Source organism: Corallococcus macrosporus, from assembly GCF_017302985.1.
GTDB lineage: Bacteria > Myxococcota > Myxococcia > Myxococcales > Myxococcaceae > Corallococcus > Corallococcus macrosporus_A.
Window position 1 is genome coordinate 57012 of sequence record NZ_JAFIMU010000010.1, and the last position, 26308, is coordinate 83319.

Here is a 26308-nt window from a genome sequence, read left to right on the forward strand (position 1 = left end):
GCGGCGCTTCGGGAAAGATCGGCGGATCTTCCGGTGCGGGTGGCTAGTGCGTCCCGCTGGTGAACTTCAGGCCCATGATGGCGATGATGAGCAAGGCCAGGAAGAACAGGCGGGAGGGCGTGGCGGGCTCATGGAAGAGCACCATGCCGGCGATCGCAGCGCCGAACGCGCCAATGCCCACCCAGACCGCGTAGGCCGTGCCGATGGGTAGCTGCTTCACCGCGAGGCCCAGGAGGCCCATGCTCGCGATCATGGCCCCCACCGTGAGCACGCTGGGGAGCGGCCGGGTGAAGCCCTGCGTGTACTTGAGCCCGATGGTCCAGCAGACTTCGAGCAGCCCGGCGACAATGAGGAGGATCCACGACGACGTCATGACACACGACTCCCGTTCAGGCGTCGTCTTGTCGTGACCGGGTACGGCGCACCTCGTCCGGGCTCGGCTGCCCCACCAAGGGGCATCCGCACGCGATGCGCAACCTAACCGGGATGGGCGCGTCCTGCCACCGCTCAGGCTTCTTCGTCCGGCAGCAACGTGAGGAGGAGCTCGTCGTCGGGACCCATGGGGCGCCAGCCCGGCGGGAGTGACATGTCGACGAGGGCATCGCCTGCCCGTTCGACACGGGCCGCATGGGTTTCAGGTGTGTCGGTGGACCAGTAGGCAAGCGCCTGTGCGACCAGGAATCGGTTGCTCCTGTCCATCTTTGCAGGCCATCCATCCGGGAGGTTTTCGGCAAGATGGCGCACCAGCACATCGCGCACGAATCGCGTGACCTGTTTGCGCTGCTCTGCTTCGGCGAGCAGTCCGCGTAGAATCTGGACGCCCGCGATATCGTCCTTCCCAAGCTCCTCCGCCAGTTCCACGAACGGCACGGCGGGGCGTGACTCGGCGAACGCAGTAAGTGACGTGAAACCGCGCTCCTGGAGCCGCTCACGGATGCGAACCTTCCAGTTGCCGTTCCAGGACCGTCCATCGGTCATCGCCTGCTCCCTCGGACGAAGTGCATCAGGACCTTCGCACGGGTGGCACGGAGGCACACCCCAGGGACAGCAGCACCACACCCAGCGGCCAGCGCTTGCTCATGCGATTGCGGATTATCCCAGATTCGCCTATTGAACTGGCATAAGCAGCAATTCGTGAAAGGTCGTTCAATGCAGCGCAAGCATTTCGCCGTGGCCGCAGGGGTGTCGCTGTTCGCCTTCGGGCTGGTCGCGGAGGCCGCGGAGATCTTCCGCAACACCGGCACGCTCAGCGGCTGGAACTCCCTCAACGTGGAGCACAACGGCTCGCTGAAGGAGGTCACCAACGTCGTCTACGAGGGCTCCACCGCCATCAAGGCCACGCAGGTCTATGACCCGAACTACACCGAGCGCTACCACTCGGAAGTCGTGAAGCACAACGTGTACCGCCGGGGCGACACGGGCTTCTACGGCTTCATGTTCCGGCTGCAGCAGGACTGGCAGTTCCAACCGCAGTCCTTCAACATCGCCCAGTTCATCGCGAACTTCTCCGACACGGGCTGCGATGGCCACATGCCCACCACCATGGTGTGGCTGTCCGGCAACCAGCTCACCACCCGCGTGAAGTACGGCACCGTCTGCGACCAGAAGACCACCACCTTCCGCAACCTGGCCACCGTCACCCCGGGCGAGTGGCACAAGGTCGTCATGCAGGTGAAGTGGGCCAGCGACACCACCGGCTTCATCAAGCTGTGGTTCGACGGCGTGAAGGTCCTGGAGCAGTTCAACCTGGCCACCACCGTGGCGGATGACCGCTACCTCCAGTTCCGCGTGGGCCTCTACGCCAACGGCTGGCACGACAGCGGCTACATGCAGGGCAGCCAGCCCACCCGCAGCATCTGGATCGACGAGATCGCCGCCGGCACGACGTTCGCCGACGCGGACCCTGCGCAGTGGTAGTCCCGGCCGGCGCGGCGAGGTCCTCCCCCCGCCGCGCCGCCAACCTCACGGCAGGTTCGACTGGAACGTGCCCCAGCGCGTGTGCACCCACTGCCGGATGTACTCCACCTCCTCGGCGTGGGTCTTGAAGTCCTGGCGCAGGTGCCACTCCGGGAAGTTGCCGTAGCCGCCCTCGTTCACGTCGGGCCCCGTGCTCGGCTTCGCGAAGTTGCGGTACTCCTCCCCCCACCGCGCCTCGTCGCGCTGCGCGTTGGGCCCCAGCTCCCGCACGTAGCCGTCAATCAGCGCCTGCACCGCGGCCTCGCTCAGCTCGTTCTTCAGGGCCTGGCGGTAGCGCTCGCGCATGGGGCCCGCGATGGTGGGCTCCGCCAGCATCCGCTTGAAGAGCAGGTTGTCGGACGCGTACGTGGGCCGCGCCGTGGCGCTGGTGCGCGTGGTGTCGAAGTTCTGCCCGAAGCTCGCGTCCAGGTCCCACGGGATGTAGCGCCAGGGGCCGCCCGTCTTGGGGTCGTACGCGTGATAGGCGTTCTTCGACTGCGAGTCGTTGCCCTGGATGAGCGTATTGAAGATCCACCAGTCCTCGTAGTCGCGCGCCTTCAGCTTCGTGCCGAACCCCTGGCGGAAGCCGTCCGCGTTGGAGTCCGCCACCCACGCGACGAAGTCGTGCAGCGTGTCGAAGGCGTGGGGCTGCTTCTCATCCGGCGTGCCCTCGTCCTTCACGAAGCCGACGTGGAGGTGCTCCTTCGTCTGCCCGTTGCGCGTCAGGCGGGAGAAGTTGGCGTCCGCGGTGTCGGCCTTGAACAGGTCCGAGTCCTTGTCGATGCCGTTCCACTCCATCAGCCGCTTGTCCACGTGATCCGCCGCCGTGTAGAGCCCGCGGAACTTGTTGTTCGCGTACACCACCACGCTGAAGGTGCGGATGCGCACGGCGTCGGGCGACAGCTTGTGCCACAGGTCGAACGCCAGCCTCGAGCGCAGGTAGGAGTTGTCATTGAACGTGGTGATGAGCACCACGCGCTTGCGGTCCTTGAAGCCGTCGCCGAAGACGGGCTCGGAGAACAGGTCGTCCTCCGCGAACTTGAGCGTCAGGCTGCGCTTGGGGAACACGCTGGACGTGGCGCCGCGGTACTTCGCCTCGATGGTGTAGCGGTGGCCCCGGTACACCACCTCCGCGGGCCGGTAGCCGCCGGACGTCAGACCCGGCTCCGGGGGGAAGAACAGGTGCACCACGGGCAGTCCGTACTCCTCCGTGTAGGCCACGGGGTCGACGATGTCGACCTTGCCCGGCGCGTTGTCGTTGTTGGCCACGCCCACCTTGAGCGTGCCCGTCTCGCCGGTGGTGCGCTCCTCCAGCGTGAGCATCCACACCGCGCCCTGGTTGAGCGCGGGCTTCCAGCTCAGCGTGGCGGTGGACTCGTCGAACGTCGCGCCCGCGGGCAGGTTCTTCACCCCGAAGCGCAGCCCGGCCGCCGTGTAGCCCGTCGCGCACGTCACCTTCGCGGTGAAGGCCTCGCCCTCCAGCACCCAGCGCGCGTCGCCCGCCGTGGGCGCGCAGGTCAGCGGCGCGGTGCCCGCATCCGTTCCTCCGGCATCCGGCGACCCGGTGCCCGCGTCGTTCTGAGAGCCCGTGCCCGCGTCGGACGGCGCCTGCGTGCCGCCATCCACCGTGCCCGCGTCGGGCCGTGGCAGCCCGTCCGCGTCGTCATGGGTCGTGTCGGAAGGAGTGCCGGGATTGGGGCCCTGGGTGTCACCCCCACCGCACGCCACCAGGGCAAGGCACGCCAGCCCCGCCAGTCCCCGCATCCACCCATGCCTTGCTCGCACCGAGAACCGTCCCCCTTGCATCGCGGCCCGCATCAGGCCGTGGAGGCAAGGGGTAGGCATCCCGCCCGGGTCCAGAAACCCGTGCGCCAGGGGGGTGTTACACGTCCGACACGCAGGACGCTCAGTACGTCGCGATCACGCCGACGTGCAGGCTGGAGTATGTCTCCTCGGCCGCTCCCCCATCGTCCCAACCGGTGAGCGTGCCGGCCCCGGAGAACCGGTCCTTGAAGTGCGCCAGCCGCCAGGCCACGTCGTAGCCGAAGGGCCCCCAGATGTCCCCCGTCACGCCCAGCTCCGCGCTCCAGCCGAAGCTGGACACGGACGTGCCGAAGCCGCGGACCTCCAGCGCCCGCCGGCCCCCGTCCGCGTCCGGCGAGTGCCCCGGCTTGGGCGACAGCAGGAGCCCACCCGACGCGTCCAGGCGCACCGAGGCGAAGAGCGGCACGGACAGATCCAACGCCACGGACGGGAACACGCGATGCGTGCCGGACAGCGGGTTGTCCGTGGAGGACTCCACGTCGAACGCGCGCGTCTGCACGCCGGCCCTCGCGCCCACATAGCCCTGCTGCGGCCGCGTCGTGCCGAAGCGGAAGTAGAAGCGGTACAGCGCCTGCGCGGTGAAAGACGTGTCCGTGGCGGACACCTCGCGCACCGGCGTCTGGCCGCCGTCCCCGGTGAGCGTCACGTCGGAGCTGGAGAAGCCCCGCTGCGCCCCCAGCTTGAAGCCCAGCCCGCGCAGCACGGAGGTCGTCTCGCGTGCCAGCGGCAGCACCTCCGCCTCCAGCGCCAGCCCCAGGTAGGGATACGACGACGTGAAGTCGGACGTGTCCCCGAGCTGATCCTCCTCCGGCAGCCGGTCGTACTCGCCACAGCTCTCCACGCCGGGTCTGGCGCAGTAGCGCCGCCACGTCGCGGTGAGGGACAGGTTGAGCCGCACCCAGGTGGGCGCGCCCACCTCCGGCTCCGCCTTCGACTTCCCATTGCCGCCCGGAGTCGCGCCGCCCAGCCGCAGCGACAGCCACGCCGGGGCCTCACGCGTGCCGTGGAAGGCCCGAGGGGCCAGGGTGTCGGAGGCCGCCGCGGCCGGAGCCACCAGGGCTCCAGCGAGGGCCAGGGTCCACAGCAGTCCCGAGGGGACCCTCGCGCTTCGGGTGGTCGTCATGCTCCGAGCAGGTTCACCCAGTGACGGGGCGAAGTCCAGGCTCGGGGCTCAGGCGTTCATCACGTGACCCACGCTCGCCGCCGAGGGCACTGGCGCGGGCTGCGGGGAGAGCGAAGGCGAGGAATCCTCGGACACCACGGGAGCAGGCTGCGATTCCTGCGTACGCCCGAGGAAGTCCCGCCGGTAGATGCGCACCATGGCCATGAAGATGGACGCGATGAGCGGGCCCACCAGCAGGCCCATCATCCCGAACACCGCCAGCCCGCCGAACATGGACAGGAAGACGAGCAGCGGGTGCAGCGCCATGCGCGAGCCGCACAGCCGCGGGCGGATGACGTTGTCGATGCTGCCCACCAGGAACGTGCCCCACGCGAGGAGGAAGACGCCCTCGCTCACCCGGTTCGCCGCGATGAGGATGACGCCGATGGGCCCCCACACGAGCGCGGTGCCGCCCACCGGCACCAGCGCCACCAGCACCATGGCCGCGCCCCACACCCCGGCATGCGGCACGCCCGCGATGAGCAGGCCGACGAAGCCCACCGCGCCCTGCACCAGCGCGGTGACGGTGTTGCCGTAGATGATGGCGTACGCGACGTCCGTGAACTCGTGGGAGAAGGCGTCGAAGTAGCGGCGCTCCAGCGGGATGAGCCGGGCCACCTCGTTCACCAGCCGGCGGCCGTCGAGGAAGAAGTAGTACATGGCGACCGTCATCAGGAACATGTTGACGACGAGCTCCGTGCCCGCGCCGACGAGGTCCGCGAGCAGCCCCGCGCCGCCGGACACCGCCGTCATCAGCAGCCGCTCCGTCTCCGAGCTCTCCGGATCGAAGTGCACGTAGCGGGTGAGGCCGCGCGGCAGGCTGTTGAGCAGATGGTGCCGCAGGTCGACCTGATCCAACAGGTCCTGCGCCTGGCCCACGAACTGGAGCACCTCGCGGGCCACCATCCAGCCCACCAGCGCCAGCGGCGCCAGGATGAGCAGGAACACCGCGAGGGTGGACAGTCCCGCCGCCAGGGACTTGCGGCCCTGGAGCCGCCGGTCCAAGGAGTCCTGGATGGGCATGAACAGGACGACCAGGAAGCCGCCCAGCAGCACCGGCATCAGGAACGGCAGCAAGATGCGTGAAAAGAGAATCAACGCGACGGCGAAGAGCCCCGCGAAGATGAAGTTCGACCACCGCTTGGAATCGCCCGCCGTCACCGCCCCACCCCGTCCCCCAGACCTGCTGCACGCAAGCTAGGAACGGTTATTCCCACCAGGAAGCCCGTGCTTCCGTCCCTCGAGAGGCCACCCATGACTACTGGACGTTTCGCCCCCCTGACGGCCGCCGCCCTGGCGGTGACGGGAAGCACCCTCCTGCTGATCGCGCCGGCCTGCAAGGAGGGAGGCGCCGTGGACTGCGGCGACGCGTGCGCCCCGGTGGAGGGCAACTACCCCCTGGCGTTCCAGGGCGACGCGGGCCTGGCCGCCGAGTGCGTGAACCTGAACGTGCAGTCCCTGGCGGACGGCGAGGTGCTGAACATCCAGCGCACCGACGGCGGCGTCCTCACGGGTTCCCTGACGGGGGTGGCGCTGACGGGCCAGGTGTACGCGTCCGGCGATCTGATCCTCACCGGGACGCCGCCGCCCAGCAGCGACGGGGGGGTGAGCACCTTCCTCAGCCTCAACGCGACCTTCACCGGGGGCCCCGAGGACGGCGGCGGTGGCAGCCTGTCCGGGACCTTCACCGGCCAATACTCGCGCATCCAGGGCACGTCCGCCCTGAGATGCAACGTGACGCGCCCCTTCACGGCGACCCGGCAGTAAAGCCAGGGCCGCCGGGAGCGGCGCCAGGGCGAAACTACTTCTTCTTGCCTTCGGCGGCGGCGGCCTTGGCGGCTTCCTTCTGCTTCTTGATCCGCTTCTTCCAGTGCTGACGGATCTTCATCTGCACGCGGCGGTGCTTGCTCTTGCTGTTGGCCATGTGGGTGGCTCCTGGTCTCCGGAATGGAGCAAAGGGGGGCTTACCTATCAGAAGCCTACGGGCTCCCGGAAGAGGAACCCTCGGGGTCTTCTGGGGTGGGAGGGGGGCCTCCGTCCGGCGGGGGCTCGTTGGGGGCGGGCCGGGTCGGGAAGGGAATGCCCTCCGCGCCGCGCACCTGGGTGGGCAGGGCCGCTCCCAGCGTCACCTCCCCTTCCCGGTCCTCGTCGCTGGGGCGCTCCTTGGAGGCGGGCACGCTCGTCTGGTGGGGGCGCTTCTTCACCGAGGCGAAGATGGGGCGGCAGGCGTCCACGAAGCGGCGGACCTCGTCCAGCGGCAGCGCGGGCGAGTAGTTGTCGTTCACCCCCGTCATGGGCTCCGCCATGCACATGGCGTTGAGGATGGCCTCCTCCGTGGCCTCCATCACCGCCTCGTAGAGGGGGTCCAGGCGCTGATCCAGGAGGATCTTCATCTTGTAGACCATCTTCTGGGTGCGCCTGGGGATGATGTTCGCGGTGGAGAAGCCCACGACGATCTCACCCGAGCCGTGCGCCGCGTAGCTGCCCACCCGGCCGATGCCCAGGCCCACGCGCTTGCAGAGGCGGTTGATCTGATGGCTCAGGAGCGGCGCGTCCGTGGCGACCACCGCGATGATGGAGCCGTAGGACTTGCCGCGGTGGGGGGTGTTCTTGAACTTCTCCACCAGCACTTCGCCCACCGGCAGACCGCCCACGCGCAGGTTGTGCATCTTCCCGAAGTTGGACATGACGAGCACGCCCAGCGTGTAGCCGCCCAGCACCTCCGGCAGCTTGCGCGAGGACGTGCCGATGCCGCCCTTGAAGTCGCACGTCACCATGCCGGTGCCGCCGCCGACGTTGCCCTCCTGCACCGGGCCGGACTTCGCGGCGTTGATGGCGGCGACGACGTGCTCCTGGCGCACGTGGCGCCCGGAGATGTCGTTGAGCCATGAGTCGTCGCACTCGCCCACGACGGGGATGATGACGTCGTGCTCGTCACCGATGCCCGGGTAGCGCTGCACCAGGTAGTTGGCCACGCCGTCGGACACGGCGCCCACGGCCATGGTGTTGGTGAGGAGGATGGGCGTTTCGATGAGGCCCCACTCCATGAGCTGCGTCATGCCTGAGACCTCGCCCGCGCCGTTGAGCACGAAGCCGCCCCCGCTCATGCGTTCCATGAAGATGTTGCCCAGGTTGGGCAGGATGGCCGTGACGCCCGTGCGCACCGGACCGAAGCCGGGCCGCAGCGGGCCCGAGCCTTCGATGAGGGTGGTGTGGCCCACCAGCACGCCTTCCACGTCGGTGATGGCGTTGTACTTCCCCGGCTTGAAGCGTCCCAGCGGCAGCCCCAGCTCCCGCGCCCTGACCCTCGGCCCCGTCTCTTCCGGAATGCGCACCATGCCGCCGACCGTACCCGACAATCCCCGACGGTCAACCCTGCTTCCCTACCGACTGTCGCGCACCTTCAGCCGCGCGCGGGTGCCCGGAGCCCCTCGACAATCAGCCGCGTCTGCACGCGGGCGAGCGCCTCCGCGGCCTCCGGGCCCTGCACGGATTCCCCCAGCTGCCGGTCCACGAACAGCGAAGCGAGCCCGTGCACGAGCGACCACGCGGTGAGCGTGAGGGGACGCGGCTCCCCTCCCCGCAGCAGGCCCGCCGCCTGTGCGGCTTTAATGGTGCTCACCAGCAGCGTGAAGGCCCCCTGCTCTCCTTCCGGTTCAGGAGGCGGTGACATGGGCCGCGTGAAGTGCGGGCCGAACATCACGCGGAAGTGCGGCGGGTGGCGCACGGCGAACAGCACGTAGGCCTCGCCCGCCGCGTACAGCCGCTCCAGGGGGCCGGTGTGCTGGGCCATGCGCTCGCGCATCTCGCGCGCCATGGCGCGGAAGCCCTCGTGCGCGACGGCCTCCAGGAGCGCCTCCTTGTCCGCGAAGTGCCGGTAGGGCGCCGCGTGGGTGACGCCCGCCCGCCGGGCCACCTCCCGCAGCGTCAGCGCGCCGAAGCCCTCCTCCGCGATGAGCGCCACGGCCGCGTCCACCAGCGCCTGGCGCAGGTCCCCGTGGTGGTACCGGGCCTTGTCCTTCTCCGAGGGTGCCTCCGCCGCCTGCTTGCGCCTGCCCTTCGTCGCCACCGTCCGTGCCTCCTCATGCCCCGACTGTCGTCTGCGCGACTTGAGCATCCACGGGACGAAGTTGCCAGCGTCAACATCCATGTTGACAGCGACAACATGCGATGTTTACAGTGTCTACACGATGGGCGGCGCGGGGTCTTCTCGCGCCCGGACGTTGCATTGGAAAGGGAGCTGTCATGACGACCGCGATGAAGCAGACGCTGTCCTCCTCCGCGCCGGGCTGGCTGAAGGCGTTCCGCACGCTTCCCCGCCAGCACGGGTTCGAGCCGCTGCGCGTGGAGGGCCAGGTGCCCGAAGGGCTGCGGGGCTCGCTGTACCGGGTGGGGCCGTGGACGTTCGACGTGCACGGCCGGCCGTACCAGCACTGGTTCGACGGGGACGGCGGGATGCTGGGCGTGCGCTTCGGCGCGGACGGGGTGAAGGGCGCGTCGCGGCTGTTGGACTCGCCCACCATGGTGGCGGAGCGCGCGGCGTCCTCGCAGCGCTTCGGCGGCTACGGCACGCCCACGCCGCTGCTCCACAAGCTGCGCCAGACGCGCAAGAACTCCGCGAACACGTCCGTGATGGCGTGGAACGGCAAGCTGTACGCGCTCTTCGAGGGCAGCGTGCCGGTGGAGGTGTCCACGGAGGACCTGTCGACGCGGGGCGAGACGGACTTCGACGGCACGGTGGTGGAGACGTTCTCCGCGCACCCTCACCGCGTGCCGTCGCGCAAGGCGTCCTACAACTTTGGCGTCCGCTACGGCCGGTTCACGCTGGCGGACCTCTTCGTCCTGCCGGACGGCGGCAAGGCCCAGCGGCTGGGTTCGGTGAAGCTGCCGGGCGCGACGATGGTGCACGACTTCATCGCCACGGATCGCTACCTCGTCTTCTTCCTGGCACCGCTGCGCCTCAACCTCTTCCGCGCGCTGCTGCAGGTGGGCTCGTACTCGGAGAACCTGCGGTGGAAGCCGGAGGCGGGCACGGACGTGCTGGTGGTGCCCATCGACGACGTGGAGCACCCGGTGCGCATCACCACGGACGCCTTCTACCTGTGGCACTTCGCCAACGCGTACGAGGAGGGCGACACGGTGGTGGTGGACTACGTGCGCTACCCCGACTTCACCACGAACCAGTGGCTGGGGGAGCTGGTGCGCGGCACGACGTCCTCGGACGCGCAGGGCATGCTGCACCGGGCGGTGGTGGACGTGAAGGCGGGCACCTTCCGCACCGAGCAGCGCCTGGACGTGAGCTGCGAGTTCCCCCGCGTGGCCCCCGGCGTCGTGGGCCGCGCGCACCAGACGCTCTACATGGGCGTGCACCGGAGCAACGAGGCCCGGCGCGGCCTCTTCAACGGCGTGGCGCGCATGGACCTGGCCACGGGCCGCCTGACGACGGCGGACCTGGGCGAGGGCACCTACCCCTCCGAGCCCATCTTCGTCCCCCGCCCTGGCGGAAGCGCGGAGGACGACGGCTGGGTGCTCACGCAGGTCTACGACGCGAAGGCGGACACGTCCCACGTCGCCGTGCTGGACGCGCGCCGGATGGAGGACGGGCCCGTGGCGCGCTGCCACTTCGACCACGCCCTGCCCCCTACCTTCCACGGCGGCTTCGCGCCCGCGAAGTGACCCTGACTCCGGTTTTCTCCGTTTTCCATACCATTTCGGCTTAAATGGTTGGAAATGGAGAAACGGAGGCAGGTCATGAAACGGTTGCTGGCGTTGGCAGGACTGGTGGCGGCGCTGTTCGGGTGTCAGCCCCAGGCGCAGACGGATCCGAACCTGGCGGCGCAGGCCCAGGGCGCGACGAACGTGCCGGGGCTCTACGTCGTGTTCAACCAGCCGGACAACACGGGCACGCGCGACTACCGCATCAAGGACGAAATCGTCCGGCTCATCTCGAACAGCCCCAAGGGTTCGTACATCCGCATCGCGATGTTCCTGTGGACGACGGACCACCTGAACGCGGCCATCAAGTCCGCGCTGTGCCGGGGCGTCGTCGTGCGGCTGGTGGTGGACGAGCAGAACGGCGGCGCCGCGTCGGAGTTCTCCTCCGGCGGCGTCATCCACGACATCAGCAGCTACGTGCCCCCGGCGGCGTCATGCCCGGACGGCTTGAGGCTGGAGCTCACGCGTTGCAACGGCACGGGCGCGGGCAGTGCGTGCATCGCGGGCTTCGACCGCGAGGGCACCATCATGCACGACAAGATCTTCACCTTCTCCACCACCACGGATCCGCAGGGCAACCGCATCCAGCGCGTCGTGGTGCAGGGCTCCTGGAACAACACCTACTCCCAGAACAACTACTGGAACGACATGGTCGTCAGCTACGAGGACTGGGACTGGTACGACTACTGGGTCGGCTACCACAACGACCTGCGCGGCGGCACGAAGACGACGGACTACTACAACCCCTCCACGGGCCAGGGGTACTACAGCTCTCCCAACGCGCCGTGGACCGCGTACTTCTTCCCGCGCGAGGGCAACGACAACGAGCTGTCCAGCGACACCGTGACGAACAACTTCACGGACTACATCAAGACGGCCGTGTCGGGCTGCACGCTGGACGTGAACCAGAACCACTTCAACGACAGCCGCGCCATCGTGGCCACGGAGCTGGTGCGCATTGGCAAGCTGGGCTGCCGGGTGCGCGTGCTCTACACGGACATGGATTCGGGCATCAAGACGAAGCTCAGCGGCGCGACGAACATCACCCTCCGCCAGCTCTACGACGTCTCCTCCAACAACGTGAAGACGAGCGACGGCACGCCGCGCGAGGTCCTCACGCACAGCAAGCACTTCGTCTACTCGGGGAACTTCAACGGGACGGTGCGCAAGATGGTGCTGACGGGCTCGCACAACCTGTCCAAGAACTCGCTGCGCTACAACGACGAGAACCTGGTGAAGTTCTACTCGGACACGCTGTGGCAGGCGTACCACGACAACTTCGAGAAGGGCTGGGCGCAGGCCCTCAGCGACGGCTGAAATGAAACGGGGACGGCGCCTTTCGCGGGCACCGTCCCCTTCCCTGCTCCGCGCTTCAGTGTCAGCTCAGGACTTGAGCTCCGGACGCGGCGCGGGCGTGTTCTCCGCGGGGGCCGAGGCATTGGCCTGCGCGGTCTGCTCTTCAATCCGCTGCACGACCTTGTTGAGCGGCGGAGCGTGGGTGCCGGACGGCTGCTCCGTCTGGGCCCTGCGCGCCTCGCGCTCCTTGTAGCGGCGGATCGCGGGGGCCATGATCTCCCCAATCAGCGTCCGGTAGTCCATGCCAGCGCCCTGGGCGATGAGCACCAGGTCGCTCCAGCCGGGCGTGAGGCCGGGCAGCGGGTTGCACTCGATGAAGTAGATGCGCCCCTTGTCGTCCATGCGGAAGTCGATGCGCGCCACGTCGCGGCACCCCAGCGCCATGAACGAGTTGCGCGCCGCCGTGCGCAGCTTCTCCAGCAGCGCGGGTTCGATCTTCGCGGGCGCGTCGTAGCGGATGCGGTCCGTCCAATCGAGCTTGTGCTGGAAGCTGTAGACGGGGTTCTTCTCCGCCTTGTCCAGGAAGACGATCTCCATGGGCGGCAGCACGCGCGGACGCCGCTCGCCCAAGAGGCCCACCGTGAACTCACGGCCGCCGATGTACTCCTCAATCAGCGCGGGCTGCTGGTACTTGCCGGCGATCTCCTTCACCACGTCGCGCAGCTCGGCTTCCGAGTAGCAGACGCTCTTGGTGACGACGCCCTTGGAGCTGCCCTCCGCCACCGGCTTCACGATGAGCGGGAAGGTGGTGAACTCCTTGTTGAGGCGCTCCTTGCCCGTGACCATCAACTGGAAGTTGGGCGTGAGGATGCCCGCCTGACGGACGATCTTCTTCGCCAGCGCCTTGTCCAGCGCGAGCGACAGCGTCGCCGGATCCGAGCCCGTGTACGGGATGTCCAGGAGCTCCAGCATCGCGGGCACCTGGCTCTCGCGGTTGCGGCCCTTGAACCCTTCCGCGATGTTGAAGACCACGTCCAGCGGCGTGCTGGAGAGCACCGTGGGCAGCTCCGCCGTGGCCTCCAGGTCGATGACCTCGTGGCCCCAGGAGGCAATCGCCTCGCGGATGGCCTGGAGGGTGTTGGGCGAGTCGTACTCGGCCTCGCTGTCCTCCTGCACCGTCTCCGCCGTGGCGCTGGGCTTCACGCGCTTCACGTTGAAGCTGAAGCCCACGCGCAAGGGGCCCGACTTGCGCGCCGGCCTGCCCTGGCGGCTCTTGTTGTCGCGGATCTTGTGGCGCTTGCCGGCGCTCTGGATGATGGAGTTGATGACCCCGTCCAGGTGCAGCCCCTCCAGCTCCGCCGCGGCGTAGATGCCCGCGCCCGGCTCCAGGCTGGGCAGCGCGTTGATCTCCAGGAAGTACGGCACGCCCGCGTCGGACACGCGGAAGTCCAGCCGGCCCAGGTCGCGGCAGTCCAGCACCTGGAGGATCTTCTGCGCCATCTTGCGCACGTCCTCGGACATCTTCGCCGGGATGTTCGCGGGGGCGCGCACGGACACGGACTTCTCCCGGCGCGTCTTCAATTCGTAGTCGTAGATGGAGTACTTGCGGCCCTGGGACGCCTCCGGGTCGATGACGTACTCCACCGGCGCGAGCACGCCGTCGAAGTCGTTGTCCACCGCGGCCAGGAACGGCACCGTGAGGTCGCGCCCGCTGATGTACTCCTCCACCAGCACGCCCGCCGGGTACTTCTCCAGCGCCTTCGCCACCTTCTCGCGCACCTGCTCCAGCGTCTCCGCGACGGAGTCCTGGGTGATGCCCTTGGAGGAGCCCTCGAAGTTGGGCTTCACGATGACGGGGAAGCGCAGGTTCTCCGGCTGCAGCTCGCTGAGCTTCTCCACGTACTGCCAGCCCGGCGTGCGGATGCCGTGCTTGGAGAGGATGAGCTTCGTCAGCTGCTTGTCCAGCGTGAGCGCCAGCGCGTACGCGTCCGAGCCCGTGTACGCGAAGCCCAGCTCGTCGAAGAGCGCCGGGTAGAACGCCTCACGGAAGCGGCCACGGCGGCCTTCCGCCGTGTTGAAGATGAGGTCCGGGCTGTACGCCTCCAGGCGGGCGACGGTGCGCGACGCGGGGCCGCTCACCTCGAAGCGCTCCAGCCGGTGGCCCAGCCGCTCGATGGCTCCCGCCAGCGTGTTCACCGTCTCCTGCGTGTCGAACTCCGCCTCTTCTTCCGAGTCCGAAAGCCGCAGGTTGTAGGTCAGCGCGATGCGCATGGCTTACCCCGTCTCCCTTTCCTGAATGCCTTGCCGCGGCGCACTTTCGCCGCCGACATCAAACGACCCGGGGCGCGCGTGGCGGCCACCGGCGTGCGGGCTGCAACCGTCGCCCCCGCGACAACCTTCCCGTCCACCACCTGCGTCTGCGCCCAGGTGTCCCCCAGCCGCAGGCCCAGCGGATCCGCCAGCACGCGCCACGCCTCCACGCCGCCAATCACGACGAAGCCCGCCAGGGCCGCCACCACGCCCTGCGGCGCGGGCATCATCCCCAGCAGCACCACCAGCGCGAGCGGCGCGTTGCGGAGCGTGCTGTCGCGGTGCCGCGCGGCCGAGCGCGTGGGCAGGTGCATCACCTTCACGCCGCAGATGCGCTTGCCCACGCTCTGCCCCTGGAGCATTCCGTCCGCGAGCAAGAGGAACAGCAGCGCCACCACCGCGCCCGCCGCCCCGCACACCACGTACAGGCCCCAGGCCACCGCGCAGTCGATGACCCGCGCGCCCAGCCGCAACAGCAGCGACGCCTTCGGGTACGGAGAGTCCGGCTCCGCGTCCTCCTGCACCAGCCGCAGCACGCGGGGAGCTCCGCGCTCCGTCGCCATGAGGCTGCGTTCGGGGGAGGCGCTCACTCCTCGGGCTCCAGCGTGAGGCCCTCTTCGGTGGGCTCCGGCTCGTCCAGCCCGGCCAGCTTCGCCAGCCGCTCGTGCGCGGACAGCGGGTGGACGAAGGGCACCACCGTCTGCGCGTGCTCGCCGGCCGCTTCCGCCGCGAGCTGGGCCGTGGGGCTGCCCGTTTCGGACATGCGCAGGAGCTTCTGCCGTGCGTCGTCCTCGTCGTGCCGCGCGGCCTCGCCTTCGCGGGTGAAGAAGACGAAGGCCATGGCCGGGCGCTTGGAGGACTCGCGCATCGCGAACTGCACGCCGTCCAGGTTCCAGCCCTTGGCCGTCCACTCGTTCAGGGTGCGCTCCAGCGCGCCCTCGTCCACCGTGGACAGCTCCACCACTTTGTACTGCAACGGCCCAGGGGTACGGACCACCGGGGCGCGGCCCCTGCCCGGGCGCTGGGACGCCCCTTTCCGGGCGGTCGTCCGCGAGGCGCCACGTCTGGGCGGAGGCTTCTCGGTTCTGCGTCCGGGCCGCTTCTTCTGGGTGGGCATCGTGTGGGGACCATTTGGGCGCAAGCGGCGGAGGCGATCAAGCCTCCCGCCGTAAGCAGGCGCCCGGGGTGTCGCCTAGAGGAGCTTGGCCGCTTCCAGGGCGTGGTAGGTGATGATCAGGTCGGCCCCGGCGCGCTTGATGGACGTGAGGACCTCCATCATCACGCGCTCGTAGTCCACCCAGCCGTTCTGCCCGGCGGCCTTGAGCATCGCGTACTCGCCGGAGACGTTGTACGCGGCGAGCGGCAGGTCGAAGTTCTCGCGCAGCGCGCGGATGACGTCCAGGTACGACAGCGCCGGCTTCACCATGATGAAGTCCGCGCCCTCGTCCACGTCCAGCGCCGTCTCGCGGATGGCCTCGCGCACGTTGCCGGGATCCATCTGGTAGCCGCGGCGGTCGCCGAACTGCGGCGTGCTCTGCGCGGCTTCCCGGAACGGACCATAGAAGCCGGAGGCGTACTTCGCCGAGTACGACATGATGGGCGTGTCCTGGTGCTTCACTTCATCCAGGGCCTTGCGGATGGCGCCGATGCGGCCGTCCATCATGTCCGAGGGGGCGATGATGTCCGCGCCCGCCTGCGCGCACGTGACGGCCATCTGGGCCAGCAGGGGCAGCGTGGCGTCATTGGCCACGTGGTTGCCGTCCAGCACGCCGCAGTGGCCGTGGTCGGTGTACTCGCACAGGCACACGTCCGCGATGACCTGGAGGTCCGGCTCCGCCGCCTTGATCTCCCGGATGGCGCGCTGGACGATGCCGTCCGTCGCGTACGCCTGGGTGCCGCGCGCGTCCTTGTGGTCCGGGATGCCGAAGAGGATGACGGAGGGCACGCCCAGCGACTTCGCGTGCTTCGCCTCCTTCACCGCGTGCTCCAACGAGAGGTTGAAGATGCCCGGCATGGAGGAGATGGGACGGCGCACGTCCCGGCCTTCCACGACGAACAGCGGGTAGATGAAGTCCGTGGGTGAGAGGCGCGTCTCTCTCACCATGTCACGGAGGGCCGCGGAGCGGCGCAGCCTGCGGGGACGGTGGACGGGGTGGGCCATGGGTCGCCGGTATAAACCGCCCGGCCCCGCGCTTCACCCCTTCCGCGTCCCCAAACCGCCTGCTCAGCCGGCGACGGGGCGCCAGGTCATCTGATGGCGGCGCGAGTCGCGCGCCATGCGGTCGGCCCGCCGCCCGGCGAGGTCCGCCTCGTACAGCGCCCGGGCGTAGCGCACGCGCGCTGCCTCGGTCCCGGTGTCCAGCTCCCGCTCGGCGGCCTCCAGCTCACGGCGCGCGTCCTGAAGCTGCTGCTCGGTCCCGTTTGCCCACGTCATGCCCATGTCTCCTGTGTGGTGTGGCCGCGGGGGGTGGCATCCAGGTCCCGCCGGTCGTGGACAGGCATTGCAGGGCCTGGACCAGGGACACCGTTGGAACACCCAGGAGCGCAACGCCCGGGAATGACGAGGTGTCGCGTCGCGCCATGCGCGCTCCGGGTGCGCAAGGTTTTTCCCAGCGGCGCGAACACGGGAACGCGCTGGGAAACCCGCATGCAGGGCCGGCCGTCCCTCCCCGGAGGGCAGGCGGGTGCAATCATCGCCCGGCCGGGTCGTCTACAGTCATGACCGTGACGACCCCACCTCCCGCGCTTGAAGTGCAGGGCCTGCGAAAAACGTATCGCCGAGCGTTCGGACGTGGCGGCCACGAGGCCCTCCGGGGCATGGACCTCCACGTCCCGGCGGGCAGCGCGTTCGGGCTGATTGGCCCCAACGGCGCGGGCAAGACGACCTTCATCAAGAGCGTGCTCGGCATCGTGCGGCCCAGCGCGGGCACGGTGCGCGTGCTGGGCGGGTCGCCGGAGGATCCGGCCATCCGCGCGCGCATCGGCTACCTGCCGGAGCGGCTGCACCTGCCCGGCACGTGGAAGTCGCCCGCGTTCCTGGCCACAGTCGCGCGGCTCAAGGGGCTCAAGGCGGACGCGGGCGCGCACCTGAAGCTGCTGGAGCGCGTGGGGCTTTCGGACGCGGTGGACCGGCGCATCGGCGGCTACTCCAAGGGCATGCGGCAGCGGCTGGGGCTGGCGGCGGCGCTGATTGGAGATCCGGCGCTGCTCGTCCTGGACGAGCCCACGGACGGCATCGACCCCATGGGCCGGCTGGAGGTGCGCCGCATCCTCCAGGAAGAGGTGAAGAAGGGCGTGACGCTGTTCCTCAACTCGCACCTGCTGGCGGAGACCGAACGCGTGTGCGACCGCGTGGCCATCCTCGCGGACGGGCGCGTGCTGCGCGAGGGACGGCTGGATGAGCTGGCGAAGGCCGGGGCGCGCTGGCGCGTGCGCTTCGCCCCCGGCGCGGACGCGGCGGCGCTGGCGTCCGAGGGCTTCGTGCCGGCCGGGAGTGCCCGGGAGGAAGGCGTGTACACGGTGGACGCGGCGGACGTGGCGGTGCTCAACGCGGCGCTGGACAAGGCGCGCTCGCGCGGCGCGCTCCTGACGGAGCTCAAGCGCGAGGGCGCGGACCTGGAGGCGGTGCTCGTGGGCGCCGTCGGCGGGCCGGGGGTGGCGGCATGAGGAGCCCGGTCTTCGTCATCGCGGGGTACGTGCTGCGCGAGGCGGCGTCGCGCAAGTTCATCCTGGCCTTCATGGTGGGGCTCACGCTGGTGCTGGCCACCGTGGCGCTCAGCCTCAAGCTGGAGGTGGTGGACGGAGCGCTCGCGGCGACGCGCCTGTTCGGCGAGGTGATGCGCTCCAACATCATGTCCGTGGACGTGGCGCTCAGGCCCGTCTACCGCGCGGCGGCGTACCTCGTCTTCTACGGCGGCATCCTCTTCGGCATCGTGGCGTGCTCGGACTTCGCGCCGGGGCTCCTGTCTCCCGGCCGCATCGAGCACCTGCTCGCCCTGCCCCTCCAGCGCTGGCACCTGCTGGCCGGCACGTTCGTGGGCGTGATGACGCTGGCCGTGGGCGGCACGGTGTACGCCGCGGGCGGGCTGACGCTCATCTTCGGGGTGAAGGCGGGGTACTGGACGCTGGGGCCCATCATCGCCGGGGGCCTGGCTTGCGTGGGGTTCGCGGCGGTGTACGCGGTGATGCTCACCACGGCGACGCTGGTGCGCAGCGCGGCGCTGTGCTCCGCGGCGGGCTTCGTGCTGCTGGTGGGCGGCATCCTCGCGGGCTTCCGCCAGGACGTGTCGCGCTACCTGGAGGCGGGCTTCGGCCGCACGGCGTTCGACGCGGTGACGCTGGTGCTGCCCCGGCTGTCCGCGCTGGCGTCGCGCGCGGCGGACCTGGCCAGCTCCACGCCGCTGGAGAAGGGCTCGCTGGGGATGTTGCTGGGCGGCGTGCTGGTGTTCGGACTGGGAGCGCTCTCCGTGGGCTTCTGGCACTTCGAGGGAAAGGACTGCTGAGTCATGGAATCGCGCGGGCGCAGGAGGGTGTGGCTGCTGGGGGCGCTGCTGTTGTTCGCCGCGGGCGCGGTCCTGATGTTCACGGGCCAGGGTGACGCGCCGCGGCCCGAGGAGAAGGACGTGGCCTTCCCCCGGCGCATGCGCGGCACGGACCTGGAGCGCGCGGAGAAGCGGCGCACCTGGGTGATGCCCGCGGTGGTGGACGCGGGGGTGGCCGCGCCCGCGAAGCCGCGCGACCCGCTGCTCGCGGCGCTGCCCCGGGGCAAGGGCCGCACGGCGGTGGTCATCGAGGCGAACGCGCTCCGCTACTCGCCCGTGGGTGAGCTGCTCATGGACTGCCTGCTGCGCGACGGCGGCAAGAACCTGGAGCAGTTCAAGGCGATGAGCGGCGTGGATCCGCTCCAGGACCTGGACCGGCTGGTCGTCACCGACGAGGGCGTCATCCTGTCCGGCGACTTCAGCAAGGCGAAGTACCAGGAGCTTTTGGGCGAGCGCGTGGCGTCCGACCACGGCCCGGGCGCGCGCGTCTACGAGCCGGGGGACACGACGTTCACCCTGCCGGACGGCGGCACGCAGCGCGGCCGGATGGACACCGCGGTGGGCACCTGGAACAACCAGATGCTGGTGTTCGGCAAGTCGCCGGACTCCGTGAAGACGGTGCTGGACCGCATGGACGGGCGCGGGCAGGAGGACGGGCCGCCGCTGCTGGACGAGAACAGCACCTACGGGGAGATGTACGGCGTGCTCGCGGTGGAGCAGCTGGCGAAGATGCTGGGGCCGGGTCAGGCGGAGCTGGCGAAGCAGCTGACGGATGTGGCCCAGAACGTGGAGCTGCACCTGGACACCAGCGGCGACGTGGCCATGGTGGCCAACGTGACGGGCCTGGACGCGGACAGGATGACGGACCTGGGCAAGTCCCTGGGCGGCGCGCTGTCCATGGCGCGCATGAAGGCGCAGGCGGACGGCAAGGAGGACCTGGCGCAGCTCCTGGACTTCGCGAAGGTGCGGCCGGACGGGTCGTCCTTCAAGCTGGAGCTGGCGGTGCCCCTGGCCACCATCCAGGAGCAGCTCGCCTGGTGCCGGACGGAGCGCCAGGCCGCCGAGCACGCGAAGCCGGCGCCCTGAGAGGAAGAGCAGGCAGGCCTCGCATGACTGTTTTCCCCAGGACACACTTCACGGAATAATCCGGCCCGATAAGGGAGCCGCGACCCACCAGGCACGGCCGGGCGCGGGCTCCCCGAGGGTCTGATGAACGCACGCGTCGGGAGGGTGGCTCCCCTCCTCTTCGGTTCGGGGCTTTGCGCACTGGTCTACCAGACGGTGTGGCTGCGGGAGTTCCGCCTCATCTTCGGGGCCTCGACCGCCGCGTCGGCCGCGGTGCTCGCCATCTTCATGGCGGGGCTGGGACTGGGCAGCGCGCTCCTGGGCGCGCGGGCGGACCGGCAGACGCGGCCGCTGGCCTTCTACGCGAACCTGGAGCTGCTCATCGCCGCGAGCGCCGCGCTGAGCCCCTTCCTCGTGGAGGCGGTGCGCGCCATCTACATCGCCCTGGGCGGCACGCCGGTGATGGGCCTGGGCCTGGGCACCGTCGTGCGGCTGGTGCTGTCGCTGCTGGTGCTCGCGGTGCCCACGGTGCTCATGGGCGGCACGCTCCCGGCCGCCGCGCGCGCGGTGCTCTCCGACGCGGATCCGCACCGCCGCGACCTGGCCCTGCTCTATGGCATCAACACGCTGGGCGCCGTCACGGGCGCGGCGGCGTCCACGTTCCTCCTGCTGGAGGTGCTGGGCAACCGCTCCACGCTCTGGTCCGCGTGTCTGCTCAACGCGCTCGTGGCCATCACCGCGCGCTCCGTGAGCCGCTCGATGGAGGCGGACGCTCCGGCCAGGCCCGCGGCCACCGAGCCCGTGGCGCCCGCCCCCGTCGCCGCTGCCACCGTGGCCGACGCGGGCGCGCTGCCGCCCCGGGGCTTCGTGCTCGTGGCCGCCGCGGTCGTGGGCTTCGCGTTCCTGCTGATGGAGCTGGTCTGGTACCGCATGCTGGGCCCGCTGCTGGGTGGCACCACCTTCACGTTCGGGCTCATCCTCGCCCTGGCGCTCCTGGGCATCGGCCTGGGCGGCACCGCCTACACCGTCTTCTTCCGCCACCGCCCCGCGACGCTCCAGGGCTTCGCCCTCACCTGCGCCGCGGAGGCCGTGCTGATGGCCGTCCCCTTCGCGCTGGGGGACCGGCTGGCCATCGTCGCCGCGCTGCTGCGGCCGCTGGGAGGCCTGGGGCTGGGCGCCATGGCGATGGGCTGGACGTTCATCACCTCCGTCGTGGTGCTGCCCGCCGCGTTCGTGTCCGGCGTGCAGTTCCCGCTGCTGCTCGCGCTCATCGGGCGGGGCCGCCAGGACGCGGGCCGGCAGGTGGGCCAGGTGTACGCGTGGAACACGGGCGGCTCCATCGTGGGGTCGCTCGCGGGTGGCTTCGGGGTGATTCCGCTGCTCACCGCGCCGGTGACGTGGCAGGCCGTGGCGGGCCTCCTCGCCGCGCTGGGCTTGGGCGCCGCGGGGCTCTCCTTCCTGCGGGAGCGCCAGCGGGGGGCGCTGGTGGCGCCGGTGCTGGCCACCGGGCTCGCCGTGCTGCTGCTCACCGCGCAGGGCCCCACCGCCGCGTGGCGCCACTCGGGCGTGGGCGCGGGCCGCTCCGGGCTGAGGGACCCCGACATCCAGCAGATCGACCGGTTCGTCTCCGCCATCCGCTCCGACATCACGTGGGAGCACGAGGGCGTGGAGAGCAGCGTCGCGCTCGCGGAGAACAACGGCCTCAACTTCGTCGTCAACGGCAAGGTGGACGGCAACGCCATTGGCGACGCGTCCACGCAGATCATGTCGGGCCTCGTCGGCGCGCTCCTGCACCCGGATCCCCGCACGTCGATGGTCATCGGCCTGGGCACGGGCAGCACCGCGGGCTGGCTGGGCCAGGTGCGCAGCATGGAGCGCGTGGACGTCGTGGAGATTGAACCCGCCATCCTGGAGGTGGCGCGCCGCTGCCACGCGGTGAACGCGAACGTGATGGACAACCCGAAGGTGCACACCTCCATCGGGGACGCGCGCGAGGTGTTGCTCACCACGCCCCAGCGCTACGACATCATCTTCTCCGAGCCCTCCAACCCGTACCGCGCCGGCATCTCCAGCCTCTTCACGCGCGACTTCTACCAGGCCGCGAAGCAGCGGCTGGCCGATGGCGGCATGTTCCTGCAGTGGATCCAGGCCTACGAGGTGGACGCCCTCACCATCCAGAGCGCCTACGCCACGCTGTCCTCGGAGTTCGCGGCCGTGGAGACCTGGCACACGCTCAGCGGGGATCTGCTGCTGATCGCCTCCCTGCAGCCGATGAAGCATGACCTGGCGAAGCTGCGCGCGCGCATCACCGAGGAGCCCTACCGCACCGCCCTGTACTCGGTGTGGCGGACGGACGAGCTGGAGGGCGTGCTGGCCCACTTCGTCGGCAACGTGGAGCTGGCCCGGGTGGCGGCGGAGCGCGGCGCGGAGATGATCAACACGGACGACCTGTCCTCCATGGAGTTCGCCTTCGCGCGCAGCGTGGGCCACACCGCCTTCTTCTCCATCCAGGACCTGCGCCGGGTCGCGCGGCGGCTCAAGCTGGACCGGCTCGAGTTCGCGAATGGGGCCCCGGACTGGAACCGCGTGGACGAGCTGAAGCTGTGGCTGGGGACCGCCGTGCCGGGCCAGGTGGCCGAGCAGAGCCGTTCCTACGAGACCTTCGTCAGCACCGTGCTGGCGGGCCAGGACGCCGAGGTGCTGGCCCTGTGGCAGCAGATGAAGCGGCAGCCCCGGGGCCCTCATGAGGAGTACTCGCTGGCCCGCGCCCTGGTGATGACGCAGCACCCGGAGGCGCTCGCGGCCGTGCGGTCGCTGCGGGCCCGCCGTCCCGCGGACGCGGACATGCTGGAGGCCCTGCTGATGGAGTCCCAGCGGCAGGATGCCCAGGCGACCGCGCTCCTGGAGCGCGCGTTCACGACCCTGCGCAAGGATCCCTGGGCGGTCATGCCGCTGACGGAGGCGGCCCTTGATGCGGCGCTCCGCGTGGGCGAGCGCTCACCGGAGCTGGCCCGGCGGCTCCACGCGGCGGTCGAGCAGCCCTTCGCGGCCAGCGCGGCCACCCCCCAGCGCAAGCTGACCTACACCAAGCTGGCGTTCGCGGCCGGAGGCACGGCGCTCTGCGTGGAGGGGCTCGCCCCCCTGGAGCCGCACGTCCCGTGGGACCGCGCCCTGCTGCTGGCGCGCGCGGACTGCTACGCGCAGCGCGGTGACCCTCGGGCCGACATGGCCCGGGACGACCTGGAGCGCTTCCTGGCCCAGACGCCCCCGCCCTTCCTGGCGGACGTCGAAGCGGCGGAGGTCCCCACGAACAAGGCGCGGCAGCCGGCGCCGCCGCAGGCCGAGGAGGCGAAGTAGGCCCGCCCGCCGGGCCTCAGCGCGCGGGGCGCGAGCCCTGCGCCTTCGCCTGGGGGCGCCCCGGACGCCAGCCGAGCACCACGCGGCCATACGGGGCGGGCCCCATGTCCAGCCCGGGGACCTTCAGGCTGTCGCGCTCGCGGTCCAGCAGCGCGTAGTCGTTGATCAACGACAGGCCCACCGACGAGCTCAGCCACAGGTCGCGGCCCAAGTGGACGTTCACGGTGGGCCCCACGCGGACCTGCGTCTCCCGCAGGTAGCTGGCGCCCGCGGCCCGCAGCTCCGGTTCGAAGCGCGTGCGGAGCACCTGCATGTCGAGCGCCCCCACCAGCCCCAGCTCCACCGTGTCCCCCAGCTTGCGCAGCAGCGTGAGCCGGGGCAGGCCCACCTCCACGACGTACGGGCCCCGGTTGTAGGTCAGGTTCAGGATGGGGATGACGGGCAGCGTGTCGAACGGCCACAGCGCGACCACGCCGAACGTCACCCCGAAGCCGGGCGTGTCCCCCAGCTGGTGGCTGGCCATCGCGAACGCCACCCACGACGTGTCCAGCGAAAGGTCGAAGGAGGACTTGAAGTCCGTGCGCGTGTTGCCCGACACGCCAGCGACCACCAGCCAGCGCGGCGCCACGGGCCGGACGACGGTGAGCCCCAGCTGGATGCGGTGGAACTGCCGCTCCACCGGGCCCGGCTCCACCTCCGGCACGTCCGCGCCCATCCACCGCGTCTCGTAGCCCACCGATGGCAACAGGTACGTGCGCCCCACCACGACCGGCGGCAGCGGCACGCGCAGCTCCAGGCTCCGCCGCTCCCGGATGTGGACGCCGCCGGCATCCAACGAACCTCCGCCGGAGAGGCCGTAGCTCAAATAGAGCCGGTCCGCCTGCGTCTGCGCCTGCGCGCTGGAGCCCAGCAGCAGCGCCGCCACGGCCCAGCAGCCCAGGACCTGGAGGCACCCTCGCACCGCGCGGTGGAAGTCCACGCGCATCACACCCTGCCTTCGTAGGACGGGGTGGCCGGTCCCAGCCCCGAGGCCGGACAGTCTACCCTCCCCTGTCCCACTCCGGGTGAAGCGAAAGGGAGCCTGTGCGTCAGCCCACCATGGCGTTCACTTCGTCCGTGAAGGCCGCGTCCTCCTCCGCGTGGACCACGAGCGGCGGCAGCACGGTGAGGTCCGCCCGGCCGCCCTTCACCGCGTGGAGCAGCACCAGCTTCGCGGGCCGGTCCCCGCGCGGGTGCACCATGCGCACCGTGCGAGGCTCCAGTTGCTGCGTGCGCAGCACCGACACCAGCTCGCTGAAGCGCGACGCGGGGTACACCATGCACAGCCCACCCCGGGGCACCAGCAGGTAGGCCGCCGCGCGCACCACGTCCGGCAGCTCGCAGGCAATCTCATGCCGCGCGAGCGCCTTCTCCAGCGACAGGTTGCTCTGGCCCGCGGTGCGCGCGCGGTAGGGCGGATTGCACAGCACGTGGCCGAAGCTGCTCGCGGGGAACGTCTCCGCCACGCACCGCAGGTCGCCCTGCACCAGCGACACCGCGCTCTCGCAGCGGTTGAGGTACACGTTGCGCTCCGCCAGCGAGAACAGCCCCGGCTGCAGCTCCAGCGCGGTGATGTCGGAGCGCCCCAGCCTGCGGGCCAGCACCAGCGGGATGATGCCGCACCCGGTGCCCAGGTCGAGCAGCCTTCCGCGGTGCGCGCCCGCCTCGAACACGGCGAAGTGCGCGAGCAGCACGGGGTCCAGCGTGAAGCGGTAGCCCAGCCGCCGCTGGAGCACCTGCACCTCGCCGCCGCAGATGGCGTCGAGCGTCTCTCCCGGGCCCGGCTCCAACCGCAGCCGAACCCGGTGGGGCCAGTCCTGCGCGGTGCCGGTCAGCGCGCGCACACGGAGGGCCGTCAGACTTCGGGATCCAGGAAGAGCAGCCCCGCCGGCACGCGCGGCTCCACGCGCAGGGTGCGCGGCGGCAGCGTGGCCTGGGCCTCCATCACCGCCCGCACCTCCCACACCGGCGGCGGGTTGAGCGCGAAGCCCGCCTGGAACGTGCCCGCCTCCACGCCCGCCACCAGCGCGTCCAGCCCGTGCACCGGGAAGACTTGAGGATGTCCGGACGCCTCCGGCTCCTGGATGCCCAGCACCGTGCGCAGCACCAGCGCGTTGAGCAGCGCCAGGTCCAGGCTGCGCAGCGTGGGGTTGCGAGGCGCGCCCTTCAGGTGTGCCAGGTCCAGGCCCTGCCGGAAGCGCAGGATGCGGCCCCGGCCTCCCGGCAGCACCAGCAGCACCGCGTGCTGTCCGGGCACCAGCGTGGCCAGCCGCTCGCGCGCCGCCGCCAGGCCCTGCGGCGTGGTGAGGGGCGTGTCCAGCTCCGTCACGCGCGCGTAGGCGGACACCAGGGTGAGGAACGTCTCCTCCTGGAAGGTCTCCACGCCCTTGAGGGCACGGTGGATGGGGCACAGCTCCAGGCCCGGCTCGGACAGGGGCACCACCGCCGCCAGCGTCTGGCCCTGCTCGCTCAGCGCGGCCAGGGGGCGCATGGGTGCCTCGTCCAGCACCGCCTGCAGGCGCTTGGACACCGGGGACGGTTCGATGCGCAGGAGCGACACCGGGTTGCCGTCGTAGTTGCCCTTCCAGACGGAGATGCCGCGCTCGGCGGCCTCCGCCAGCAGGGCCCGGAGCGCGCCGTGATCATCCGCCACCAGGGTGACGGCGGGCTCCACCTCCCACGCGCGGGGCCGGTACGGGTCCTGCTCCAGCGAAGGCACCGCGTCCGGCCTCAGCGCGCACAAGAGATAGCGCACCGGAGGGCCGGAGAAGGCGCCCGCGGGGCCATGCAGCTCCACGACGTAGAGGGCGGGACGCGCGTCCTTCAACAGCCCGCCCGAATCCCGCATCCGGCGCAGCTCCGCGCTCGGGTTCGCGGCCTCCAGCAGGGGCCGCACGTGGGTGGGCAGCGGGGCCGCGTTTCCGCGAGGAGGACCGTCCCCGGGCTCCAGCGAGGAGCCCAGCGAGGTCAGGAGGGCCGAGAACGGGAGGACGCGCGCCATACCGGGGAAAGGTGATGCCGCCTTCCCCCGCGCGCCATGACG

The 26308-nt window shown here is 70.4% G+C and carries 24 protein-coding genes and 1 riboswitch; of the genes, 8 read left to right on the forward strand and 16 right to left on the reverse strand.

Annotated features, from left to right (window positions below; translation table 11 throughout):
• Positions 1 to 43 precede the first annotated feature (43 nt).
• A complete protein-coding gene (sugE, locus tag JYK02_RS31020; protein ID WP_207056440.1) occupies positions 44 to 373 on the reverse strand; it encodes a quaternary ammonium compound efflux SMR transporter SugE in 330 nt (109 codons plus the stop codon).
• 17 nt (positions 374 to 390) lie between these two features.
• A riboswitch (guanidine-III (ykkC-III) riboswitch) is annotated at positions 391 to 462 on the reverse strand.
• A 45-nt stretch (positions 463 to 507) separates the two neighbouring features.
• Entirely contained in the window at positions 508 to 978 is a 471-nt protein-coding gene (locus JYK02_RS31025; protein WP_207056443.1) for an NUDIX hydrolase, read from the reverse strand.
• A gap of 171 nt (positions 979 to 1149) precedes the next feature.
• On the opposite strand from JYK02_RS31025, the gene JYK02_RS31030 reads away from it, so the two are divergent.
• On the forward strand, positions 1150 to 1917 hold the full coding sequence (locus tag JYK02_RS31030) for a polysaccharide lyase (protein ID WP_207056445.1): 768 nt from the start codon (positions 1150 to 1152) through the stop codon (positions 1915 to 1917).
• A gap of 45 nt (positions 1918 to 1962) precedes the next feature.
• Here the strand turns inward: JYK02_RS31030 and JYK02_RS31035 are convergent, their stop codons facing one another.
• The 3 genes from JYK02_RS31035 to JYK02_RS31045 all read right to left on the reverse strand — a co-directional run bounded on the left by JYK02_RS31035 (position 1963) and on the right by JYK02_RS31045 (position 6103).
• Complete coding sequence (locus JYK02_RS31035; RefSeq protein ID WP_242589410.1) at positions 1963 to 3720, reverse strand: CotH kinase family protein; 1758 nt, start codon at positions 3718 to 3720, stop codon at positions 1963 to 1965.
• Positions 3721 to 3862: 142 nt separating this feature from the next.
• On the reverse strand, positions 3863 to 4903 hold the full coding sequence (locus tag JYK02_RS31040) for a hypothetical protein (protein WP_207056447.1): 1041 nt from the start codon (positions 4901 to 4903) through the stop codon (positions 3863 to 3865).
• Positions 4904 to 4951: 48 nt separating this feature from the next.
• Positions 4952 to 6103, reverse strand: a complete 1152-nt coding sequence (locus JYK02_RS31045; RefSeq protein WP_207056449.1) for an AI-2E family transporter — start codon at positions 6101 to 6103, stop codon at positions 4952 to 4954.
• A 93-nt stretch (positions 6104 to 6196) separates the two neighbouring features.
• Between JYK02_RS31045 and JYK02_RS31050 the strand changes: the two genes are divergently transcribed.
• Positions 6197 to 6709 (forward strand): hypothetical protein, encoded by a 513-nt coding sequence (locus JYK02_RS31050; RefSeq protein WP_207056451.1) that lies wholly within the window; start codon positions 6197 to 6199, stop codon positions 6707 to 6709.
• Between the two features lie 34 nt (positions 6710 to 6743).
• Here JYK02_RS31050 and JYK02_RS31055 read toward each other — a convergent pair whose 3' ends face one another.
• The 3 genes from JYK02_RS31055 to JYK02_RS31065 all read right to left on the reverse strand — a co-directional run bounded on the left by JYK02_RS31055 (position 6744) and on the right by JYK02_RS31065 (position 9092).
• Complete coding sequence (locus JYK02_RS31055; RefSeq protein ID WP_014396669.1) at positions 6744 to 6866, reverse strand: hypothetical protein; 123 nt, start codon at positions 6864 to 6866, stop codon at positions 6744 to 6746.
• 55 nt (positions 6867 to 6921) lie between these two features.
• On the reverse strand, positions 6922 to 8280 hold the full coding sequence (locus JYK02_RS31060; RefSeq protein WP_207056452.1) for a P1 family peptidase: 1359 nt from the start codon (positions 8278 to 8280) through the stop codon (positions 6922 to 6924).
• Positions 8281 to 8345: 65 nt separating this feature from the next.
• Positions 8346 to 9092 carry a TetR/AcrR family transcriptional regulator gene (locus tag JYK02_RS31065; RefSeq protein WP_242589411.1) on the reverse strand — a complete coding sequence of 249 codons (747 nt, stop codon included), beginning with the start codon at positions 9090 to 9092 and terminating at the stop codon, positions 8346 to 8348.
• A gap of 95 nt (positions 9093 to 9187) precedes the next feature.
• On the opposite strand from JYK02_RS31065, the gene JYK02_RS31070 reads away from it, so the two are divergent.
• Positions 9188 to 10618 carry a carotenoid oxygenase family protein gene (locus tag JYK02_RS31070; RefSeq protein WP_207056454.1) on the forward strand — a complete coding sequence of 477 codons (1431 nt, stop codon included), beginning with the start codon at positions 9188 to 9190 and terminating at the stop codon, positions 10616 to 10618.
• 75 nt (positions 10619 to 10693) lie between these two features.
• Positions 10694 to 11974 (forward strand): phospholipase D-like domain-containing protein, encoded by a 1281-nt coding sequence (locus JYK02_RS31075; protein WP_207056456.1) that lies wholly within the window; start codon positions 10694 to 10696, stop codon positions 11972 to 11974.
• A gap of 66 nt (positions 11975 to 12040) precedes the next feature.
• Here JYK02_RS31075 and JYK02_RS31080 read toward each other — a convergent pair whose 3' ends face one another.
• The 5 genes from JYK02_RS31080 to JYK02_RS31100 all read right to left on the reverse strand — a co-directional run bounded on the left by JYK02_RS31080 (position 12041) and on the right by JYK02_RS31100 (position 16697).
• Positions 12041 to 14224, reverse strand: coding sequence for a D-alanine--D-alanine ligase family protein (locus JYK02_RS31080; protein ID WP_207056458.1), 2184 nt, complete (start codon positions 14222 to 14224; stop codon positions 12041 to 12043).
• The gene (locus JYK02_RS31085; protein WP_207056848.1) at positions 14209 to 14826 is read right to left on the reverse strand and encodes an RDD family protein; all 618 of its coding nucleotides are present in this window, start codon (positions 14824 to 14826) and stop codon (positions 14209 to 14211) included. Before JYK02_RS31085 ends, JYK02_RS31080 begins: the two co-directional genes overlap by 16 nt.
• Positions 14827 to 14849: 23 nt before the next feature.
• Positions 14850 to 15260, reverse strand: coding sequence for a hypothetical protein (locus JYK02_RS31090; protein ID WP_347402629.1), 411 nt, complete (start codon positions 15258 to 15260; stop codon positions 14850 to 14852).
• A 195-nt stretch (positions 15261 to 15455) separates the two neighbouring features.
• Positions 15456 to 16424, reverse strand: coding sequence for a porphobilinogen synthase (gene hemB, locus JYK02_RS31095; protein WP_207056461.1), 969 nt, complete (start codon positions 16422 to 16424; stop codon positions 15456 to 15458).
• Between the two features lie 63 nt (positions 16425 to 16487).
• Positions 16488 to 16697: a hypothetical protein gene (locus tag JYK02_RS31100; protein WP_207056462.1), complete on the reverse strand. Its 210-nt coding sequence runs from the start codon at positions 16695 to 16697 to the stop codon at positions 16488 to 16490.
• Between the two features lie 383 nt (positions 16698 to 17080).
• Between JYK02_RS31100 and JYK02_RS31105 the strand changes: the two genes are divergently transcribed.
• The 4 genes from JYK02_RS31105 to JYK02_RS31120 all read left to right on the forward strand — a co-directional run bounded on the left by JYK02_RS31105 (position 17081) and on the right by JYK02_RS31120 (position 23226).
• The gene (locus JYK02_RS31105; RefSeq protein WP_242589412.1) at positions 17081 to 17929 is read left to right on the forward strand and encodes an ABC transporter ATP-binding protein; all 849 of its coding nucleotides are present in this window, start codon (positions 17081 to 17083) and stop codon (positions 17927 to 17929) included.
• Positions 17926 to 18765, forward strand: coding sequence for a hypothetical protein (locus JYK02_RS31110; RefSeq protein WP_207056464.1), 840 nt, complete (start codon positions 17926 to 17928; stop codon positions 18763 to 18765). Before JYK02_RS31105 ends, JYK02_RS31110 begins: the two co-directional genes overlap by 4 nt.
• Positions 18766 to 18768: 3 nt before the next feature.
• On the forward strand, positions 18769 to 19890 hold the full coding sequence (locus JYK02_RS31115) for a hypothetical protein (protein ID WP_207056465.1): 1122 nt from the start codon (positions 18769 to 18771) through the stop codon (positions 19888 to 19890).
• A 144-nt stretch (positions 19891 to 20034) separates the two neighbouring features.
• Positions 20035 to 23226 (forward strand): fused MFS/spermidine synthase, encoded by a 3192-nt coding sequence (locus JYK02_RS31120; protein ID WP_347402630.1) that lies wholly within the window; start codon positions 20035 to 20037, stop codon positions 23224 to 23226.
• Between the two features lie 16 nt (positions 23227 to 23242).
• Here the strand turns inward: JYK02_RS31120 and JYK02_RS31125 are convergent, their stop codons facing one another.
• The 3 genes from JYK02_RS31125 to JYK02_RS31135 all read right to left on the reverse strand — a co-directional run bounded on the left by JYK02_RS31125 (position 23243) and on the right by JYK02_RS31135 (position 26266).
• On the reverse strand, positions 23243 to 24211 hold the full coding sequence (locus JYK02_RS31125; RefSeq protein ID WP_207056467.1) for a DUF6268 family outer membrane beta-barrel protein: 969 nt from the start codon (positions 24209 to 24211) through the stop codon (positions 23243 to 23245).
• Positions 24212 to 24314: 103 nt separating this feature from the next.
• The gene (locus JYK02_RS31130) at positions 24315 to 25109 is read right to left on the reverse strand and encodes a methyltransferase (RefSeq protein WP_207056468.1); all 795 of its coding nucleotides are present in this window, start codon (positions 25107 to 25109) and stop codon (positions 24315 to 24317) included.
• An 11-nt stretch (positions 25110 to 25120) separates the two neighbouring features.
• Positions 25121 to 26266, reverse strand: coding sequence for a DUF1015 family protein (locus tag JYK02_RS31135; RefSeq protein WP_207056470.1), 1146 nt, complete (start codon positions 26264 to 26266; stop codon positions 25121 to 25123).
• Between the last annotated feature and the right edge of the window lie 42 nt (positions 26267 to 26308).